The sequence below is a fragment of the Pseudomonas koreensis genome, assembly GCF_036668835.1.
GTDB lineage: Bacteria > Pseudomonadota > Gammaproteobacteria > Pseudomonadales > Pseudomonadaceae > Aquipseudomonas > Aquipseudomonas koreensis_I.
Window position 1 is genome coordinate 660,018 of the sequence record NZ_JAZEVW010000001.1, and the last position, 15,289, is coordinate 675,306.

At 60.2% G+C, this 15,289-nt stretch carries 16 protein-coding genes; 7 read left to right on the forward strand and 9 right to left on the reverse strand.

Annotated features, from left to right (window positions below; translation table 11 throughout):
• Positions 1-92 precede the first annotated feature (92 nt).
• Positions 93-1,067: a cysteine synthase A gene (cysK, locus tag V6F91_RS02875; protein WP_332762181.1), complete on the reverse strand. Its 975-nt coding sequence runs from the start codon at positions 1,065-1,067 to the stop codon at positions 93-95.
• A gap of 141 nt (positions 1,068-1,208) precedes the next feature.
• Between cysK and V6F91_RS02880 the strand changes: the two genes are divergently transcribed.
• The 3 genes from V6F91_RS02880 to V6F91_RS02890 all read left to right on the forward strand — a co-directional run bounded on the left by V6F91_RS02880 (position 1,209) and on the right by V6F91_RS02890 (position 4,497).
• A complete protein-coding gene (locus V6F91_RS02880) occupies positions 1,209-2,285 on the forward strand; it encodes a DUF748 domain-containing protein (RefSeq protein WP_332762183.1) in 1,077 nt (358 codons plus the stop codon).
• Between the two features lie 175 nt (positions 2,286-2,460).
• Entirely contained in the window at positions 2,461-3,306 is an 846-nt protein-coding gene (locus V6F91_RS02885) for an AAA family ATPase (RefSeq protein ID WP_007911294.1), read from the forward strand.
• Between the two features lie 12 nt (positions 3,307-3,318).
• Positions 3,319-4,497, forward strand: coding sequence for a vWA domain-containing protein (locus tag V6F91_RS02890; protein WP_007956512.1), 1,179 nt, complete (start codon positions 3,319-3,321; stop codon positions 4,495-4,497).
• A 94-nt stretch (positions 4,498-4,591) separates the two neighbouring features.
• Here the strand turns inward: V6F91_RS02890 and V6F91_RS02895 are convergent, their stop codons facing one another.
• From V6F91_RS02895 to V6F91_RS02910, 4 genes are all read right to left on the reverse strand, one after another.
• Positions 4,592-5,515, reverse strand: coding sequence for a biotin-dependent carboxyltransferase family protein (locus V6F91_RS02895; protein ID WP_332762187.1), 924 nt, complete (start codon positions 5,513-5,515; stop codon positions 4,592-4,594).
• Positions 5,512-6,216 carry an allophanate hydrolase subunit 1 gene (locus V6F91_RS02900; protein WP_332762189.1) on the reverse strand — a complete coding sequence of 235 codons (705 nt, stop codon included), beginning with the start codon at positions 6,214-6,216 and terminating at the stop codon, positions 5,512-5,514. The genes V6F91_RS02895 and V6F91_RS02900 overlap by 4 nt, the downstream gene beginning before the upstream one ends.
• Complete coding sequence (locus V6F91_RS02905) at positions 6,213-6,965, reverse strand: 5-oxoprolinase subunit PxpA (protein WP_332762191.1); 753 nt, start codon at positions 6,963-6,965, stop codon at positions 6,213-6,215. The genes V6F91_RS02900 and V6F91_RS02905 overlap by 4 nt, the downstream gene beginning before the upstream one ends.
• A 62-nt stretch (positions 6,966-7,027) precedes the next feature.
• A complete protein-coding gene (locus V6F91_RS02910) occupies positions 7,028-8,314 on the reverse strand; it encodes an MFS transporter (protein WP_332762193.1) in 1,287 nt (428 codons plus the stop codon).
• A gap of 158 nt (positions 8,315-8,472) precedes the next feature.
• Between V6F91_RS02910 and V6F91_RS02915 the strand changes: the two genes are divergently transcribed.
• Positions 8,473-9,387 (forward strand): LysR family transcriptional regulator, encoded by a 915-nt coding sequence (locus V6F91_RS02915; protein ID WP_332762195.1) that lies wholly within the window; start codon positions 8,473-8,475, stop codon positions 9,385-9,387.
• A gap of 41 nt (positions 9,388-9,428) precedes the next feature.
• On the opposite strand, the gene V6F91_RS02920 is transcribed toward V6F91_RS02915, so the two are convergent.
• Genes V6F91_RS02920 through V6F91_RS02930 form a run of 3 tightly spaced genes read right to left on the reverse strand, consistent with a single transcriptional unit; the run spans position 9,429 to position 11,273 of the window.
• Positions 9,429-9,971, reverse strand: coding sequence for a DUF2937 family protein (locus tag V6F91_RS02920; protein ID WP_090282236.1), 543 nt, complete (start codon positions 9,969-9,971; stop codon positions 9,429-9,431).
• A gap of 12 nt (positions 9,972-9,983) precedes the next feature.
• The gene (locus tag V6F91_RS02925) at positions 9,984-10,760 is read right to left on the reverse strand and encodes a class II glutamine amidotransferase (RefSeq protein WP_186532168.1); all 777 of its coding nucleotides are present in this window, start codon (positions 10,758-10,760) and stop codon (positions 9,984-9,986) included.
• A 15-nt stretch (positions 10,761-10,775) separates the two neighbouring features.
• Positions 10,776-11,273, reverse strand: coding sequence for an MFS transporter (locus V6F91_RS02930; protein ID WP_332762205.1), 498 nt, complete (start codon positions 11,271-11,273; stop codon positions 10,776-10,778).
• Between the two features lie 224 nt (positions 11,274-11,497).
• Between V6F91_RS02930 and V6F91_RS02935 the strand changes: the two genes are divergently transcribed.
• Together V6F91_RS02935 and V6F91_RS02940 are read left to right on the forward strand one after the other, a co-directional pair.
• The gene (locus tag V6F91_RS02935) at positions 11,498-13,552 is read left to right on the forward strand and encodes a S9 family peptidase (protein WP_332762207.1); all 2,055 of its coding nucleotides are present in this window, start codon (positions 11,498-11,500) and stop codon (positions 13,550-13,552) included.
• A gap of 203 nt (positions 13,553-13,755) precedes the next feature.
• The gene (locus V6F91_RS02940; RefSeq protein ID WP_090282232.1) at positions 13,756-14,229 is read left to right on the forward strand and encodes a cyclic nucleotide-binding domain-containing protein; all 474 of its coding nucleotides are present in this window, start codon (positions 13,756-13,758) and stop codon (positions 14,227-14,229) included.
• On the opposite strand, the gene V6F91_RS02945 is transcribed toward V6F91_RS02940, so the two are convergent.
• Positions 14,226-14,510, reverse strand: coding sequence for a hypothetical protein (locus tag V6F91_RS02945; protein ID WP_332762210.1), 285 nt, complete (start codon positions 14,508-14,510; stop codon positions 14,226-14,228). The genes V6F91_RS02940 and V6F91_RS02945 overlap by 4 nt on opposite strands.
• 78 nt (positions 14,511-14,588) lie before the next feature.
• Between V6F91_RS02945 and V6F91_RS02950 the strand changes: the two genes are divergently transcribed.
• Positions 14,589-15,275 carry a hypothetical protein gene (locus tag V6F91_RS02950; RefSeq protein ID WP_332762212.1) on the forward strand — a complete coding sequence of 229 codons (687 nt, stop codon included), beginning with the start codon at positions 14,589-14,591 and terminating at the stop codon, positions 15,273-15,275.
• Positions 15,276-15,289 lie beyond the last annotated feature (14 nt).

Sequence of the window (15,289 nt, forward strand, 5' to 3'; positions counted from 1 at the left end):
ACCCGCCTGACAAGATTCAGTGTCAAGCGGTTCGCAACAAAGCATTTATTAGCACAGGGCGCCTGAACCCTGGCTGACCTGCATCAATGTGCTTACTGCTGGTTCTCCTGCTCGGTGAACAAGTCGCTGAACAGCATGCTCGACAGATACCGCTCGCCGGAGTCCGGCAGCACTACAACAATGGTCTTGCCCTGCATTTCCGGTGTTTCGGCCAGACGCACGGCAACCGCCATCGCCGCGCCGCAGGAAATCCCGCACAGAATCCCCTCTTCCTGCATCAGGCGCAACGCCATGGCCTTGGATTCTTCGTCGGTCACCTGTTCAACCCGGTCGACCATCGACAGATCAAGGTTCTTCGGCACGAAACCGGCGCCGATCCCCTGAATCTTGTGCGGGCTCGGTTTGATCTCCTGACCGGCCAAGGCCTGAGTAATCACCGGCGATGACGTCGGCTCGACCGCCACCGACAGAATCGGTTTGCCAGCTGTGTTCTTGATATACCGCGAAACGCCGGTGATGGTTCCGCCGGTACCGACACCCGCGACCAGTACGTCGACCGCACCGTCGGTGTCGTTCCAGATTTCCGGGCCGGTGGTCTTCTCATGGATCGCCGGGTTCGCCGGATTATCGAATTGCGCCGGCATGAAGTATTTGTCGGCATCACCGGCAACGATCTCAGCCGCTTTTTCGATAGCGCCTTTCATGCCTTTGGCCGGTTCGGTCAGCACCAGCTCGGCGCCGAGCGCCTTGAGCACCTTGCGCCGCTCAATGCTCATCGAGGCGGGCATGGTCAACATCAGCTTGTAACCACGGGCTGCGGCGACGAATGCCAGGCCGATACCGGTATTGCCCGATGTCGGCTCGACGATGGTCATGCCCGGCTTGAGTTTGCCGCTGCTTTCAGCGTCCCAGATCATGTTGGCGCCGATCCGGCATTTCACCGAATAACCGGGGTTGCGCCCCTCGATCTTGGCCAGAATGGTCACGCCGCGCGGCGCAATGCGATTGATCTGCACCAGCGGTGTGTTACCGATGGAATGGGCGTTGTCAGCAAAAATACGGCTCATTGGCTGGGTCCTTGTGCAGCGTTGAATTCAGCCTTCCACGGTAAGCCTGTTGCCCATTACAGTCCAGTCGGGTCGAACGTCTGCGAACGCCAGGAGTCAACCGCAAAGAATCCTCAAGGACCTTGTTCAGGAACCTTCGTCATGAAGCGTCGTTACAGTTGGCCGCTATGGACCTTCGCAGGGGTGGTTGTGCTGCTGCTGGCCGTGCACTTTGCCCTGCCCTACCTGGTGCGCGACTACCTCAATGACAAACTCGCCGACATGGGCGATTACCGCGGTCAGATCACCGATGTTGACCTTGCCTTGTGGCGCGGTGCGTACAAAATCAATGGTCTGAAAATCGTCAAGGTCGACGGCAAGGTACCGGTGCCGTTCGTCGATGCCCCGCTGATCGATCTGTCGGTGAGCTGGCATTCGCTGTGGTATGACCATGCGGTGGTGGCGCAGGTGCAATTTCTCAACCCGGAAATCAACTTTGTCGATGGCGGTGCCAACAAGCAGAACTCCCAGACCGGTCAAGGCACCGACTGGCGCGAGCAACTGGGCAAACTGCTGCCGATCACCCTCGACGAAGTGCAGATCAACGATGGCCGCATCACCTTCCGCAACTTCAATTCCAAGCCGCCGGTGAACATGAATGCGAGCAAGGTCAACGCGAGCATTTACAACCTGACCAACGTCGTCGACAAGGAAGGCAAGCGCGATGCTCTTTTCGAAGGCAAAGCCCTGTTGTTGGGTCATGCCCCCGTCGAAGTGACCGCCACTTTTGATCCGCTGAGCGACTTCGAAGATTTCGAATTCCGCCTGCGGGCGCGCGATATCGAGCTCAAACGCATGAACGATTTCGCCTCGGCCTATGGCAAGTTCGACTTCAATGCCGGCCACGGCGATGTGGTCATCGAAGCCAAGGCAGACAATGCCCGGCTCAGCGGTTACATCAAGCCGCTGCTGCGCGATGTGGACGTATTCAACTGGCAGCAGGACGTGGAAAACAAGAACAAGGGTATTTTCCGCTCGATCTGGGAAGCGCTGGTCGGCGGCACCGAAACCGTGTTGAAAAACCAGAACAAAAACCAGTTCGCCACCCGTGTCGAACTCAGCGGCAATGTCCACCAGCAAGATATCAACGCGTTCGAAGCGTTTTTGCAGATTTTGCGCAACGGCTTCATCCAGGCATTCAACGCCCGTTATGAGCGGCCAAAGCCGGACGAGGGTTAGGATCGCTAGGGCACTGGCCATCAGCCGAGACTGAGTCAACATGTGACGCCCCATTCAGAGACTGAATACGCCGTCTGCGTTCACAGTCGACCGGGCTGCGCGTTATAGTCGGGCATCCGATTATTTCGCCCCCGCCCTGCCCGTCAGGTCGGCGTTACCGTTCGAGGATTAGCAGATGAAGTTCGAAGGCACCCAGGCCTACGTCGCCACCGATGACCTGAAGCTGGCGGTCAACGCCGCCATCACCCTGGAGCGGCCACTGCTGGTCAAGGGCGAACCAGGCACCGGCAAGACCATGCTCGCCGAGCAACTGGCCGAGTCGTTTGGCGCCAAGTTGATCACCTGGCACATCAAGTCCACCACCAAGGCCCATCAGGGCTTGTATGAATACGATGCGGTCAGCCGTCTGCGTGATTCGCAACTGGGCAATGAAAAAGTCCACGACGTGCGCAACTACTTGAAAAAGGGCAAGCTCTGGGAAGCGTTCGAGTCCGAAGAGCGGGTAATTCTGCTGATCGACGAAATAGATAAGGCCGATATCGAGTTCCCGAATGACTTGCTGCAAGAACTCGACAAGATGGAGTTCTACGTTTACGAAATCGATGAGACCATCAAGGCGAAAAAGCGCCCGATCATCATCATTACTTCCAACAACGAGAAAGAGCTGCCGGACGCGTTCCTGCGCCGCTGCTTCTTCCACTACATCGCCTTCCCTGACCGCACCACCCTGCAGAAGATCGTCGACGTACACTATCCGGACATCAAGAAAGATCTGGTCAGTGAAGCGTTGGACGTGTTCTTCGATGTGCGCAAAGTGCCGGGCCTGAAGAAAAAACCCTCGACCTCGGAACTGGTCGACTGGCTGAAACTGCTGATGGCCGACAATATTGGCGAAGCGGTGCTGCGCGAGCGCGATCCGACCAAAGCCATTCCGCCGCTGGCAGGCGCTTTGGTCAAGAACGAACAGGACGTGCAACTGCTCGAGCGTCTGGCGTTCATGAGCCGGCGCGGCACCCGCTAAGAGGCTGCTGCCATGTTGCTCAACCTGTTCAATGAAATGCGTGCAGCGAAAGTGCCGGTGTCGGTGCGTGAACTGCTCGATCTGATCAACGCACTGAAACAGCGCGTAACCTTCGCCGACATGGACGAGTTCTATTACTTGTCCCGGGCGATTCTGGTCAAGGACGAACGCCATTTCGACAAGTTTGACCGGGCCTTCGGTGCCTACTTCAATGGTCTGGAAAAACTCGACGATCATTTGCAGGCGCTGATTCCCGAAGACTGGCTGCGCAAGGAGTTCGAGCGTTCGCTGACTGACGAAGAGCGTGCCCAGATCCAGTCCCTTGGCGGTCTGGACAAACTGATCGAAGAATTCAAAAAACGTCTCGAAGAACAAAAGGAACGCCACGCCGGCGGCAACAAATGGATCGGCACAGGCGGTACCAGCCCGTTCGGCTCCGGCGGCTTCAATCCGGAAGGTATTCGGGTTGGCGATGCCGGCAAACGCCAGGGCAAAGCGGTGAAAGTCTGGGATCAGCGCGAATACAAGAACCTCGATGATTCGGTGGAATTGGGCACGCGCAACATCAAGGTCGCCCTGCGCCGCTTACGCAAGTTTGCTCGCCAGGGGGCAGCTGAAGAACTCGACATTGATGGCACCATCGACCACACCGCCAAGGATGCCGGCCTGCTGAACATCCAGATGCGTCCGGAGCGACGCAATACGGTGAAGCTGTTGCTGTTGTTCGACATCGGCGGCTCGATGGATGCCCATGTAAAAATCTGCGAAGAATTGTTTTCGGCCTGCAAGACCGAGTTCAAGCATCTGGAGTATTTCTACTTCCACAACTTCATTTATGAATCGGTGTGGAAGAACAACATGCGCCGTACTTCCGAGCGCACCTCGACGCAAGACCTGCTGCACAAGTACGGCGCCGACTACAAAGTGATCTTTATCGGTGACGCCGCCATGGCGCCTTATGAAATCACTCAGGCCGGTGGCAGCGTCGAGCACTGGAACGAAGAGCCGGGCTATGTCTGGATGCAGCGTTTCATGGAGAAGTACAAGAAACTCATCTGGATCAACCCGTATCCGAAAGATACCTGGGGCTATACCTCCTCAACCAATATCGTGCGCGATCTGATCGAGGACCAGATGTATCCGCTGACATTGCGCGGGCTTGAGGAAGGCATGCGGTTCTTGTCGAAATAATCTGCTGCGTCTGGGCGGACGTTATCGCGAGCAGGCTCACTCCTACATTTGAAATGTTTTCCCCCTGTAGGAGTGAGCCTGCTCGCGATGCTCTTCAGCGATTCAGCAATCGATGCAAATAGTCGACATGCTCACGATGCGCGACTTCCTGAACTACGGGTCGCAACCTTAATTGCTCGCCTGGCAGTCGTTGCGCCAACCGCGCCAACGCCAGCGGCGTCAACGCTCCCAAACGCGGATAACCGCCGATCGTCTGCCGGTCGTTAAGCAAAACGATCGGCTGCCCGTCCGACGGCACCTGCACCGCGCCCAACGGAATACCCTCGGAAATCATCGGCAGGCCCTGATACGCCAGGGTCTTGCCGAGCAAACGAATGCCCATGCGATCAGCGCGGCTGTCCAGAGTCCAGGCCGTGTTGAACACATCGAACAGACTCTGCCCGCTGAACTGGCCGATCTGTGCGCCGAGCACCAGATCCAGCGGTTCATTTGATCGAAGGTCCGGTTGATGCTGGCGGGGCACTTCACGCATTTGCCCGGGGTGCCCGTCATAGTTGAGCGTCGCCCCCTTGGCCAGCGGCCGCCCCATGCCATCGAGACCGCCGAGTTCTTCACGCACCACGGTCGCAGAGCTGCCCAGCACCTTCGGAGCAGCAAACCCGCCGGGCGCCGCCAGATATGCCCGGGCACCGAGCAACGGTTGCGTGAGTTGCAACGTCTGCCCTTTGGCCAACTTGAAACTTCGCCACGGCGCCAGCGGCTGGCCATCGATCTGCGCGCCAAGATCCGCGCCCGCCAATGCCAGGCAACACGCCTCTTCAGCCACTAGCGCAAAGCCGCCGAGGGTGATTTCAATCACCGTGGCATCCAGCGCATTGCCGAGCAACCAGTTGGCCCAGCTCATCGAACACCCATCCGCCGCGCCGCCCTGGGTCACGCCCAGATGCCGCACGCCAAAGCGCCCGGCGTCCTGCAACAAACACAGCGGCGTGCTCGCGGTAATCGTCAATCGACTCATTCCTGCGCCTCCAGCGGCGTGTCGTCCCCGCCCAGGTTGATGAATTCGGCATGGCTGACCGCTTCGAAGCGTACCGTATCGCCGGGTTGCATCAGGCTGTAGCCATCGCGATGACGGTCGAAGAGTTTTGCCGGCGTACGCCCGATCAGGTTCCAGCCACCGGGAGATACCACCGGATAGGCGGCGGTCTGGCGCTCGGCGATACCGACGCTGCCGGCCGCGACTTTCTTGCGCGGGGTATTCAAACGCGGTGCGGCGAGCACTTCTTCAACCAGGCCCATGAAGGCAAACCCCGGCGCAAACCCGAGGGCGAACACCTGATACTCGCGTGCGCTGTGGCGGCGGATCACCTCCTGCACCGCCAGCCCGCTGCGCTCGCCGAGCAGGCGCAATTCCGGGCCGACGCTCAAGTCATACCAGACCGGCAAGACATGGGATTGGCCAGCGGCGCGCGCATTCGGCGACAGGTCGACCAACGCTTCGGCGATCAACTCTCGCGCTTGCGCCGGGCTTAATGTGCTCAGGTCGTAATGCACCATCAGCGTCGTATACGAGGGCACCAGATCGATCAGATGCCCGGCGAAGACTGCGCGCAAACGCTCGCTGGCGGCGAGCATCCACGGCATGTTGGTTTCGGCGATTTCATCGAACAGACGCAGCATCAGGCAGTCCAGTGCCACTACTTCAACCCTGGGATTCATGGCGCACTCAGCTGATTCAAGGCTTCACGGATGCGCTGGACGGCGGCCACCGAACTGGCGTTGTCACCGTGTACGCAGAGGGTATTGGCGTGAAGACGCAAGGCGCTGCCGTCGCTGGCAGTGAGATGGTCGCCACGGGCGATGGTCAGCGCTTGCGCGACGATCGTTTCGCCAGCGTGATGCACTGCGCCCGGCAGTTGTCGCGAGACCAACCGGCCGGCACCGTCGTAGGCTCGGTCAGCGAAAGCTTCGAACCACAGGGTCACGCCGTACTCATCGCCGATCTGCTGCGCCGCTGCGTTGTCACGCGTGGCCATCAGCATCAACGGCAGGCTGCGATCGTAGGCCGCTATCGCCTGAATCACCGCGCGCAACTGCGCCGGGTTGGCCATCATGTCGTTATACATCGCGCCATGAGGTTTGACGTAACTGACCCGCGCGCCCTGCGCCTGGCAAATGCCGTCGAGCGCGCCGATCTGGTAATGCAGGATGTCCTGCAGCTCTTGCGCGGAATAGGCCATGGAGCGCCGGCCGAAGCCGACCAGATCCTGATAGGCCGGATGTGCACCGATCTGCACGCCATGGCTTACGGCCAGGCTGACCGTTTTGCGCATGATGCCCGGATCGCCGGCGTGAAAGCCGCAGGCCACGTTGGCGCAATCGATGAAAGGCATGACCTCGGCGTCCAGACCCATGGTCCAGCTGCCGAAGCTCTCGCCAATGTCGCAATTCAAAAGCAGGCGGTTCACGGTGAACACTCCTGTAGGTGCTGATCTTTTTATCGGTAGGACTTTGCCTGGCAGGTTATCAGTTACTTCGCGTCGAGTTGCTTGCCACGGGTTTCCGGCAGGCTCAGCGCCGCGAGAATCACTACCCCATACGACACCGCCGCGAACGCGCCGATACCTACGCTCAATGGCACTTTCTGGCTGAGCAGGCCGATCAACAGCGGAAACAGTGCCGCCAGTGCGCGGCCGATGTTGTAGCAGAAGCCCTGCCCCGAGCCGCGAATACGTGTGGGGAACAGTTCCGTGAGAAACGCGCCCATGCCGCTGAAAATCCCTGAAGCGAAAAAGCCCAGCGGGAAGCCCAGCCAAAGCATTACCCCGTTGCTCACTGGCATCTGCGTATAAAGCAGAACGATGGTGAACGAGCCGATCGCGAACAGGATGAAGTTCTTCTTGCGCCCCAGCAGGTCAGTCAAATAGGCGCTGATCACATAGCCGACGTAAGAGCCGACAATCACCATTGCCAGGTAACCGCCAGTGCCTAGAACACTCAAGCCGCGCTCGTTTTTCAAAAAGGTCGGCAGCCATGAAGTAATTGCGTAATAACCGCCGAGGGCACCGGTAGTCAGCAACGAAGCGCGGAATGTGGTGAACAGCATGCCCGGGGCGAAAATCTCGTAGAACTTCGCGGTATTTTCCGGCGTTTGCGCCGCTTTGGCCTCGCGATAGATTTCTGGGTCTTTCACCAGACGCCGCACGAAAATCACGAAAATCGCCGGCACGATGCCGAGGATGAACAGTGCGCGCCAGGCGTCTTCCGGTGGCAACAGCGAAAACAGCACGGCATAGAGAATCGCCGTCAGGCCCCAGCCCAACGCCCAGCCGGACTGCACCATGCCCACCGCTTTGCCGCGGTCCCTGGCGCGGATCACCTCGCCGATCAACACCGCGCCCGCGGTCCATTCGCCGCCGAAACCGAAGCCCATCAAGGTGCGGGCGACCAACAGTTGTTCGTAGTTTTGCGCGAAGCCACAGAGGAAAGTGAAGAAGGCGAACCACAGCACCGTCAGTTGCAAGGTGCGCACGCGACCGATGCGGTCGGAGAGAATACCGGCGACCCAGCCGCCAATGGCCGAGGCGATCAAGGTGCTGGTGTGAATCAACCCCGCTTCGCCCGTGGTGATGCCCCACATCGCGATCAGGGTCGGCACGACGAAGCTGAGCATCTGCGTGTCCATGCCATCGAGGCCGTAGCCGATCTTGCAGCTCCAGAAGGTGCGGCGCTCCTGCTGGTTGATATTGCGATACCAGTCGAACGGCCCCGGACGTGCCGCAGGCGTGGATAGAGGGAGGGTGTCGGGAGCACTCATGGCAAATCTCCGCAGGTTTTTATTGGTCTTGTTCGAAGCTCCGACGACGCCTATCGTGGGAACCGCATGCGCCGATTTTTCGCCGCACGGCGCTTGTGCGTCCAACGAATAAAAACCCGCCTTAGGCATAAGAAAAATTTGTCACCCGAGCCTTGCCCATGAACCTGAAGTTTCTCGAGACCTTTGTCTGGGTCGCCCGACTGAAGAGTTTTCGCCTGACCGCCGACAAGCTGTTTACCACGCAAGCGTCAATCTCCAGCCGCATCGCGGTGCTTGAAGGCGAGCTTGGGGTGAAACTGTTTTTGCGTGATTCGCGCGGCGTGAGCCTGACGCCCGAAGGCTTGAAAGTGCTGGACTATGCCGAGCAGATGCTCGACACCATGGCGGCGCTGAAACAGTCGATCGAGACCCGTTCAAGCAAGATCGGCCGGGTACGCATCGGTGTGATGGACACGGTAATCCACACCTGGCTCAGCCCGTTGGTGGCGCAGATGACCGATCTGTATCCACGGGTAGAAATCGAATTGGTCGCGGATACGGCGCTGAACCTCTGCGATCAACTGCAAAAAGGCTTTCTCGACATCATTCTGCAGACTGATCTGATCCGTCACGAAAGCGTGCGCAGTCTGGAACTGGCCAGCCATCCGCTGGGCTGGATCGTCGCCAGCCAGTCGATCTACCACCGCGACTACGCCGGCCTCGCCGAACTGGCGCAGGAACGCATCATTACCTACTCGAAAAACTCGCGGCCGCATCAGGACTTGCTGGCGTTGATGCAGGCCAATGGCGTGCTGGCGCCACGTTTGAATTGCGTGAATTCGGTGTCGGCGATCACCCGGTTATTACGCGACGGATTTGGTATTGGTGTGCTGCCGCCGGTGCTGGTGGCCGAAGAAATGGCGCGGGGGGATTTGATCCTGCTGAATATCGACCAGCGACCGCCGGATTTGCAGGTGGTGGTGTCGTGGCGGATCGGAGTTGAGTGGGTCGAGGAGATTGTGCCGTTGTGTCGGCAGGTGTTGGCGGACTATGCGCGCAAGGTCGGCACGGGTTACGTCACCCTCACGTCATGATCGTTCCCGCGCTTTGCGTGGGAACGATCAGGCAGCGATCATTAAAGGCCGCGCACGTCGCGGTCTTCGATCGGTCGGCTCTGGCGCAAACGTCGGCCGCCGAGCACTACCCAATCAATCAGGCGGAACAGGCATTCGATGCCGAACGACAGCAGCAAAGCGCCGCTCATGCCCCAGATCATCGCTTCCGGGGTCAGCAGAATCTGGTAGCTGTAGCCGTTCCAGGTTTCCTTGCGAATGTCCGGATCGGCGGCCAGGACCACTTGCAGAAAGCGGATGTACCACGGCCCTTGCATCGCCTGAAATTGTTTATCCAGCGCAACCTGACGGGTGAGCAAGGTATTGAGGCTGTCGGCATCGCTGCGGAATATCGGGTCTTCGCTGGCGCGGTAATGCGCGACCAGCGCCTGCATGTCGCCTTTGAAAAACTGATCGGCGGTGCCCTGGAAACCACGCAGACCGGTCTGCGCTTCGATCAGATGCGCTTCGACACGCTGGGCGTAATCGTTGATGAACCCCGGCACCTGGACACCGATCAACAGGCCTGCCGCAAACAACACCAGCCGTACATAACTGAGCAACATGAGGTGCAATCCTTATTCGGTCTTGCCCTGGCTGACGCATTCGCCGCGTCGCCACAGGCTCCATTGGCCCGGCTCGTAGCGGGTCCAGGTTTCGTTTTCGGTCAACGGCTCGGTGGCGATCACCGTCACCACGTCGTTGGGCGTGGTTTCCGCCTGGAAATCGACGATCACATCGACATCCTTCAGCCGTGCCGGGCCAAACGGTGCGCGCCGGGTGATCTGCGCCAGTTTGGTCGAGCAATAGCAGAACAGCCAGTCGCCGTCGCTGAGCAGGCAGTTGAACACGCCTTTGCTGCGATATTCGGCGCAGGCCGCGACCAGATCCGGCAACAGCACCTCGATATCGACCGGCTCCGGGAACGCGGCGCGCACACGGTTAAGCAGATCGCAAAACGCCGCTTCGCTGTCGGTGTCGCCGACCGGACGGTAGAAACTTTTGATCGGAGTGAATTCAGCAAGCTGGCCGTTGTGCGCGAAGCACCAGTTACGTCCCCACAGCTCGCGGACGAACGGATGGGTGTTGGACAGGCAGACCTTGCCGACGTTGGCCTGACGGATGTGGCCGATGACCACTTCGCTCTTGATCGGGTAGCGCTGCACCAGGTTGGCGACTTCCGACTCGCTGCTCGCGGCCGGGTCCTGGAACAGGCGCAAGCCGCGACCTTCATAAAAGGCGATGCCCCAGCCGTCGCGGTGCGGGCCGGTACGACCGCCGCGCTGCATCAGGCCGGTGAAGCTGAACACGATGTCGGTCGGCACGTTGGCACTCATGCCCAGTAATTCACACATGTGCGGACTCTCGGATTACAGACGCGGCTCGACCCGCATGCGCTGCGGAGTGTTCGGCACCGGCGGGCGGCCGTAACGGTCGTCACCGGCACCGCCGAAGGGCTGATCGTCGTCGCGCTCATCGGCGCGCGCCGCAGCCTTGGCCGCTTCAGCCTGCTCGCGGCGTGCTTTGGAGGCACGCTCGATTGGTAGCCGAATCAGCACGAACACCAGATAGACACCGAGCGCGATCATGCCGTACATGAACAGGTCGGACACCGCCCGCCAGGCGTTGTTGCCGACCTTGAACAGCAGGTCCAGGGCGGTAATGGCGATGGCCGGCGCGACCTTGGCTTTCACCGGATCGACGATGGTCGGGCTGAACAGCAACACCGCCATCAGCACACGCAGCGGCTCGCGCAACCAGCGCCACATCCAGGTGGTCAGGCGCATCCATACCAACAGGCAGCCTACGGCGGCAAAGGCGTAGAGGCCCCAGGCGATCAGATAGTCGTTCTCGGTCATGGTGTCCATGGCAAGGCAGGCAAAGAGGCGCTTATAGTAACGACTTTTCGCCCATGCGGCTTGTCCCAATAGACACACGCCTTGTAGGAGTGAGCCTGCTCGCGATGGCGGTGAATCAGTCAGAGTTGATTTGAATGACACACCGCGATCGCGAGCAGGCTCACTCCTACAGGGTTTTGCGGCGCTTTCAAGCCGTGCGAAAACCCTGATTCCGAATTGTCCGAGAGCCTTCCATGTCCGAATCCGCCAATGTCATGACTGCCCCGATTGCCCACCGGGCTCCCGGCACCGACCCGTATGCCTGGCTGCAGGAGCGCGACACCGACGCGGTGCTCGATTACCTCAAGGCCGAAAACGCTTATCAAGAAGCGCAAACCGCCGATCAGGCCGAGCTGCGCGAAACCCTGTTCAACGAGATCAAGGGCCGGATCCTCGAAACCGACCTGTCGCTGCCGTCGCCGTGGGGTCCGTACCTGTATTACACACGTACCACCGCGGGCGATGAATACGCCCGGCACTATCGCTGCCCGCGCCCGGCCGACGACAGCCTGACCCTCGATGAAAGCCGCGAACAACTGTTGCTCGACCCGAACGCCCTGGCCAACGGTGGGTTCTTTTCGCTGGGCGCGTTCAGCATCAGCCCCGACCATCAGCGTCTGGCCTATAGCGTCGATGCCTCGGGCGATGAGATTTACACGCTGTTCGTCAAAGAGCTGTCCAGCGACCGGGTCAGCGAGCTGGAATTTGCCGACTGCGACGGCAGCATGACCTGGGCCAACGACAGCCTGACCCTGTTTTTCGGCGTGCTCGACGACACGCACCGCCCGCACAAACTGTTGCGCTATCGCCTCGACGGCACCGCAGCCGAAGAAGTGTTTCATGAACCGGACGGGCGTTTTTTTCTGCACTGCTACCGTGCAAGTTCCGAACAGCAATTGCTGCTGTCGCTGGGCAGCAAGACCACCAGCGAAGTCTGGGCCTTGGATGCCAACCAGCCGCATCTGCCGTTCACTTGTCTGGCGCCGCGGGTCGAAGACCATGAATACGATGTCGATCACGGCATGCTCGATGGCGTCTGGACCTGGTTCATCCGCAGCAACCGCGATGGCATCAACTACGCGCTGTATCAAGCCCCGGACACTGGCGAGGTGCCGAGCGAGGCGGACTGGCAGAACCTGATACCGCACAACGAAGAAGTGATGCTCGACGGCGTCAGCCTCAACGCCCAAGCCATGACCCTCAGCCTGCGCGAAGGCGGCTTGCCGATCATCGAAGTGCACCCGCACGGTTTGGCGCCGTATCGCGTGCAATTGCCGGACGCGGCCTACAGTCTCTATGTGCAAAACAGCCTGGAATTCGTCAGCGACCGCATTCGCCTGCGTTACGAAGCGTTGAACCGCCCGGCGCAGGTGCGCCAGTTGATCCTCGCCACGGGCGAACAAACGGTGCTCAAGGAAACGCCGGTGCTTGGCCCGTTCGACGCCGATGCCTACGTCAGCCAGCGTCTGTGGGCGACCGCGCCGGACGGCACGCAAGTGCCGATCAGCCTGGTGATGAAGCGCGAAATGCTCGGCAAACCGGTGCCGCTGTATCTCTATGGTTATGGCGCTTACGGTTCCAGTCTCGATCCCTGGTTCTCCCACGCGCGTCTGAGCCTGCTCGACCGCGGCATGGCCTTCGCCATCGCCCATGTGCGCGGCGGCGGTGAACTGGGCGAGGCCTGGTATCGCGCCGGCAAGCAGGAACACAAGCACAACACCTTCAGCGATTTCATTGCCTGCGCCGAGTTTCTGATGCTCAATGGCATCACTACGGCGGAAAAACTCGCAATCAGCGGCGGCAGCGCCGGTGGCTTGCTGATCGGCGCGGTGCTGAACCAGCGCCCCGACCTGTTCGGCGTGGCGATTGCCGAAGTGCCGTTCGTCGACGTGCTCAACACCATGCTCGACCCGGAACTGCCACTGACCGTCACCGAATACGACGAATGGGGCAATCCGGAAGACCCGGACGTCTACGAGCGGATCAAGGCTTACGCACCGTACGAAAATGTCACCGCGCAGGCTTATCCGCCGCTGCTGGTGATCGCCGGCTACAACGACAGCCGCGTGCAATATTGGGAAGCCGCCAAGTGGGTGGCTAAATTACGTACAACCAAAACCGACAATAATCCGCTGCTGCTCAAGACCGAACTGGGCGCCGGGCATGGCGGCATGAGCGGGCGTTATCAGGGATTACGTGACGTAGCGCTCGAATATGCGTTCGTGTTCAAGGTTTTGGGCCTGGGCTGAGGAACTCTGTGGGTCGGCTGGGTCTTAATTCCAGACCGCGCGGGCCGATAAGTCCCAGATCCCTTGTGGGAGCGAGCCTGCTCGCGAATGCGATCTGTCATTCACATCAGTGGTGACAGACCAACCGCCTTCGCGAGCAGGCTCGCTCCCACAGGGGCCGGTGCAAGCCTTCAGAAATGTGAAAACAAAAAGACCGCGACGACATGTCAGAACCGACCTTACTGAACAACGAAATCCGCGACTGGCTGATGGACTGCGGCCTGTTCGACCAATTGCAACTGGCCGATTTTGCCGCCGCGTCCGGCTACTTCAGCATCAGCACCGTCGCCCAGGGCGAAGCGATTTTTCACGAGGGCGATGCCGGCAGCTTCATGTGCATCATTCACACCGGCCAGGTCGCGGTGCAGAAAACCGGCGCCGACGGCCAGGTCATCACCATGGCCACGCTGCGCAGCGGTCGGGCGTTCGGCGAGATGGCCGTGCTCGACGGCGAACGACGCTCGGCCACATGCATTGCCGCGAGCAACTGCCAGTTGCTGAACCTGGGCAAGGATTCGCTGGAAAAAATGCTCAACGACGCGCCGAAAATCGCCGCGAAGATCATCCGCGCCCTCGCCGTCTCACTGTCGAAACGTCTGCGCATGGCCGATGGCCAACTGGCGGCGCAACAGGTTTAACCGCCCGGGGATTTGGCCTTGGTGCCGCTCGGTTCGATGCCCGGCACCGGTTGATCCTTGCTCGGCGGGCTGGGCATTTCGATCGGCACCAGCGGCGGGCTGCCACTGCCGGCGCCGGACTTGGGAATGGTGATCGGCGTGATCTGCGGATACGGCGTCGGTGTCGCGGTGCCGGGCGAGCCGGGTGGCGGCGTCGGGCTGACCGGAATCGTCTGCTGCGCCTGTACCGCAGTAATCACGAGCGCGGCCAAGGCAATGACCGTTAGAATGGTGCGCTTCATCAAGGGCTCCGTTTGGCTCTAGTCTGTGCTCAGGCTACTCTCAACGCGCCTGCTTGCCTTCCCCCTGTAGAGATTTCCATGAAACGTTTCGTTCTGCTCGACACCACCCCGATACCTGAAAGCGGCGGTGCCCTGTGCCTGTTCGAGTATGGCGAAGATTTCGTCATCAAGATCCAGGGCGGCGACGGCGGGCAATTGATGAACACGCGGATGCACGGTTCGGAAGATGCGCTGGCCGAGATCCCCTGCCGCAAGGTTGCCGGGCGACCGGATTCGCGCGTGCTGATCGGCGGCCTCGGCATGGGCTTCACCCTGGCTTCGGCGCTCAAGCATCTGGGCAAAAGCGCCGAGGTGGTGGTCGCCGAACTCGTGCCCGGCGTGGTCGAATGGAACCGTGGTCCGCTGGGAGAAAAGTCCGGCCGGCCGCTGCTAGATCCGCGTACGGTGATCCGTCAGGAAGACGTGGCGAATGTGCTGCAGAGCGAACCGAACGGCTTCGACGCGATCATGCTTGACGTCGACAACGGCCCCGAAGGCCTGACCCAGAAGGCCAACAGCTGGCTGTACTCGGCCGCCGGCCTGAATGCCTGCGCCAAGGCCTTACGTCCCAGGGGCGTGCTCGCGGTGTGGTCGGCCAGCGCTGACCGGCAATTTTCCGACAAATTGAAGAAGGCCGGTTTCAAGGCCGAGGAAGTCCAGGTCTTCGCCCACGGCAACAAGGGCACCCGCCACACGATCTGGATTGCCGAGAAACTCAAGGGCTGAGCTAAACTCTGCAC

Coding starts and splice junctions, on each gene's coding strand:
- V6F91_RS02890 (WP_007956512.1), top strand. CDS start 3,319: ATGTTGCTCAACCTGTTCAATGAAATGCGTGCAGCGAAAGTGCCGGTG.
- V6F91_RS02885 (WP_007911294.1), top strand. CDS start 2,461: ATGAAGTTCGAAGGCACCCAGGCCTACGTCGCCACCGATGACCTGAAG.
- V6F91_RS02935 (WP_332762207.1), top strand. CDS start 11,498: ATGTCCGAATCCGCCAATGTCATGACTGCCCCGATTGCCCACCGGGCT.
- V6F91_RS02910 (WP_332762193.1), bottom strand. CDS start 8,314: ATGAGTGCTCCCGACACCCTCCCTCTATCCACGCCTGCGGCACGTCCG.
- V6F91_RS02915 (WP_332762195.1), top strand. CDS start 8,473: ATGAACCTGAAGTTTCTCGAGACCTTTGTCTGGGTCGCCCGACTGAAG.
- V6F91_RS02920 (WP_090282236.1), bottom strand. CDS start 9,971: ATGTTGCTCAGTTATGTACGGCTGGTGTTGTTTGCGGCAGGCCTGTTG.
- V6F91_RS02940 (WP_090282232.1), top strand. CDS start 13,756: ATGTCAGAACCGACCTTACTGAACAACGAAATCCGCGACTGGCTGATG.
- cysK (WP_332762181.1), bottom strand. CDS start 1,067: ATGAGCCGTATTTTTGCTGACAACGCCCATTCCATCGGTAACACACCG.
- V6F91_RS02880 (WP_332762183.1), top strand. CDS start 1,209: ATGAAGCGTCGTTACAGTTGGCCGCTATGGACCTTCGCAGGGGTGGTT.
- V6F91_RS02900 (WP_332762189.1), bottom strand. CDS start 6,216: ATGAATCCCAGGGTTGAAGTAGTGGCACTGGACTGCCTGATGCTGCGT.
- V6F91_RS02950 (WP_332762212.1), top strand. CDS start 14,589: ATGAAACGTTTCGTTCTGCTCGACACCACCCCGATACCTGAAAGCGGC.
- V6F91_RS02945 (WP_332762210.1), bottom strand. CDS start 14,510: ATGAAGCGCACCATTCTAACGGTCATTGCCTTGGCCGCGCTCGTGATT.
- V6F91_RS02930 (WP_332762205.1), bottom strand. CDS start 11,273: ATGGACACCATGACCGAGAACGACTATCTGATCGCCTGGGGCCTCTAC.
- V6F91_RS02895 (WP_332762187.1), bottom strand. CDS start 5,515: ATGAGTCGATTGACGATTACCGCGAGCACGCCGCTGTGTTTGTTGCAG.
- V6F91_RS02925 (WP_186532168.1), bottom strand. CDS start 10,760: ATGTGTGAATTACTGGGCATGAGTGCCAACGTGCCGACCGACATCGTG.